Below are 2,809 nucleotides of genomic sequence, written 5' to 3' on the forward strand. Positions count from 1 at the left end.
GCATCCGGCCGGCGGTGCAGGCGCTGCAGGACCTCGGCATGCACCGCAAGGTGCAGCTGATCGTCTCCGGCGGCATCCGCAACGGCGCCGACGTCGCCAAGGCGCTGGCGCTCGGCGTCGACGCGGTTTCGATCGGCACCGCGGCGCTGGTCGCGCTCGGCGACAACGATCCGCGCTGGGAAGCCGACTACAACGCGCTCGGCAGCACGGCCGGCGCCTATGACGACTGGCACGAGGGCCGCGACCCGGCCGGCATCACCACGCAGGACCCCGAATTGATGAAGCGGGTCGACCCGATCGCCGCCGGACGGCGGCTGGCGAACTACCTCAAGGTGATGACGCTCGAGGCGCAGACCATTGCCCGCGCCTGCGGCAAGAACAGCCTGCACAATCTCGAGCCCGAGGATCTCGTCGCGCTCTCCATCGAAGCCGCCGCCATGGCCGGCGTGCCGCTCGCCGGCACCAGCTGGATCCCGGGGAAGGGAGGTCTTTAAGGACAGCCAGCCGTCCCAAGAGAACGAAAACGTCAACGAGGCGCCAGAGAAAGAAATCGTCTGGCGCCGCACAGGGGAATCGCAATGAACAAGATGGTCGATACGAATGTAGACGCCGGGATGAGCGATCTGCGGGAATTCGCTGCGGCACGGGGCGTCAAGTATTTCATGATCTCCTACACCGACCTGTTCGGTGGGCAGCGCGCCAAGCTGGTGCCGGCGCAGGCGATCGCCGACATGCAGAAGGACGGTGCCGGCTTTGCCGGCTTCGCCACCTGGCTCGACCTGACGCCGGCGCATCCCGACATGCTGGCGGTGCCGGATGCGTCCTCGGTCATTCAGCTACCGTGGAAGCCGGACGTTGCATGGCTGGCTTCCGACTGCCTCATGGAAGGCAAGAGCGTCGCCCAGGCGCCGCGCAACACGCTGAAGCGGCTGGTCGCCGAGGCTGCGGAACTTGGGATGTCGGTCAAGACCGGCGTCGAGCCGGAATTCTTCCTTGTCACCCCGGATGGCAAGCAGATTTCAGACGAATACGATACGGCGTCAAAATCCTGCTACGACCAGCAGGCGGTCATGCGCCGCTACGACGTCATCGCCGAGATCTGCGATGCCATGCTGTCGCTCGGCTGGGGCCCGTATCAGAACGACCACGAGGACGCCAACGGCCAGTTCGAGATGAACTGGGCCTTCGACAACGTGCTGGCGACGGCCGACAAGCATTCCTTCTTCAAGTTCATGGTGCGCTCGATCGCCGAGAAACATGGCCTGCGCGCGACCTTCATGCCTAAGCCCTTCCAGGGGCTGACCGGCAATGGCTGCCATGCCCATATTTCTGTTTGGGATCTGGCAGGTCAGTCCAACGCGTTCGCCGACAAAAGCATGCCCCTTGGGCTGTCCGAACAAGGCAAGCACTTCCTTGGCGGCATCATGAAGCACGCTTCGGCGCTTGCCGCGATCACCAATCCGACGGTCAATTCCTACAAGCGCATCAACGCGCCGCGCACGATCTCGGGCGCGACCTGGGCGCCGAACACGGTGACCTGGACCGGCAACAACCGCACCCACATGGTGCGCGTGCCCGGCCCCGGCCGCTTCGAGCTGCGCCTGCCGGACGGCGCCGCCAACCCCTATCTGCTGCAGGCGGTGATCATCGCCGCCGGCCTCGACGGCATCCGCTCCAAGGCCGATCCGGGGCCGCGCAGCGATGTCGACATGTACAAGGAAGGTCACACCATCAAGCACGGCGCCAAGTTGCCTCTTAATCTGCTGGATGCTCTGCGCGCCTATGACAAGGACAAATCGTTGAAGGCAGCAATGGGTGAAGAGTTCTCATCCGCCTATCTGAAGCTCAAGCAACAGGAATGGAACTCCTTCGTATCGCACTTCACCCAATGGGAGCGCGACAACACTCTGGACGTGTAAGTCCTCCCACCTTCAAGACATGTTCCAGGATGCGGCGCCGTTTGGCGCCGCATTTGCGTTGAATACCGCCTCTCGCGCATGGACCCACGCGAAGATGGCATTCAGCCGGAGCAAATGCACAAGCCGTTATCCACCACGAACCGAAGGATCCATATATCTGGAAAGGCCGAGGACCGCGCCAGGCGTGAGGGAAACTCGGCCTGCAGTCCACTTTGGATGTCGGAGATAAGGTAAGCTGAGGGCCGCTGCAGCTCTGACGGCAATCGCCTCGTGGGGTACCGGATGGCCTTCCGCCAATCGGTAGAGCCCATGGTGACACCAAGGAATTCCCAGTCCGAGGCTTCCCTTGGGAGTTCAAATCGGCCTCAATCCGTCCGCGCCATCGACATCCGCCCATTCCTGACCCGCGTTTGATGCCGAACGCAAGGCGCAGCTGTTCATCTCTCACAACCATCGAGCGGTTCGAATCCATCGTTCTGCCTCCGTCTGGAACGAGGGACAGAGCGTCTCGGATGCGAAAAGGGCGCCGCGTTGCCGCGGCGCCCTTTGGCAGTCAGGTCAGCCGATCCTAAATTAGAACAGGCCTTCGATCTGGCCGGTCTCGTTGAGGAAGATCTTTTCCGAGGACGGCGCCTTGGGCAGGCCGGGCATGGTCATGACCTCGCCGCAGATGATGACGACGAAGCCGGCGCCGGCGGCCAGCCTGACCTCGCGCACCGGCACGGTGTGGCCGGTCGGCGCGCCGCGCAGGTTGGGATCGGTCGAGAAGGAATACTGGGTCTTGGCCATGCACACCGGCAGCTTGCCGTAGCCGGCCTGCTCCCAGGCATGCAGTTGGTCGCGGATCGACTTGTCGGCGATCGCCTCGTCGCCGCGGTAGATGCGCTTGA

At 63.5% G+C, this 2,809-nt stretch carries 3 protein-coding genes; 2 read left to right on the plus strand and 1 reads right to left on the minus strand.

Annotation, left to right across the window (positions count from 1 at the left end; genetic code table 11):
* Nucleotides 1–494, plus strand: a 494-nt coding sequence (locus EN818_RS30580) for a glutamate synthase-related protein (protein ID WP_189523980.1), incomplete at its 5' end; no start/stop codon positions are given.
* 120 nt (nucleotides 495–614) lie between these two features.
* On the plus strand, nucleotides 615–1,919 hold the full coding sequence (glnT, locus tag EN818_RS30585) for a type III glutamate--ammonia ligase (protein WP_095809614.1): 1,305 nt from the start codon (nucleotides 615–617) through the stop codon (nucleotides 1,917–1,919).
* 573 nt (nucleotides 1,920–2,492) lie between these two features.
* Here the strand turns inward: glnT and EN818_RS30590 are convergent.
* Nucleotides 2,493–2,809 (minus strand): formate--tetrahydrofolate ligase (locus tag EN818_RS30590; protein ID WP_135906544.1); only part of this gene is annotated, 317 nt, incomplete at its 5' end.

The sequence above is a fragment of the Mesorhizobium sp. M3A.F.Ca.ET.175.01.1.1 genome (genome assembly GCF_004791945.1).
GTDB lineage: Bacteria > Pseudomonadota > Alphaproteobacteria > Rhizobiales > Rhizobiaceae > Mesorhizobium.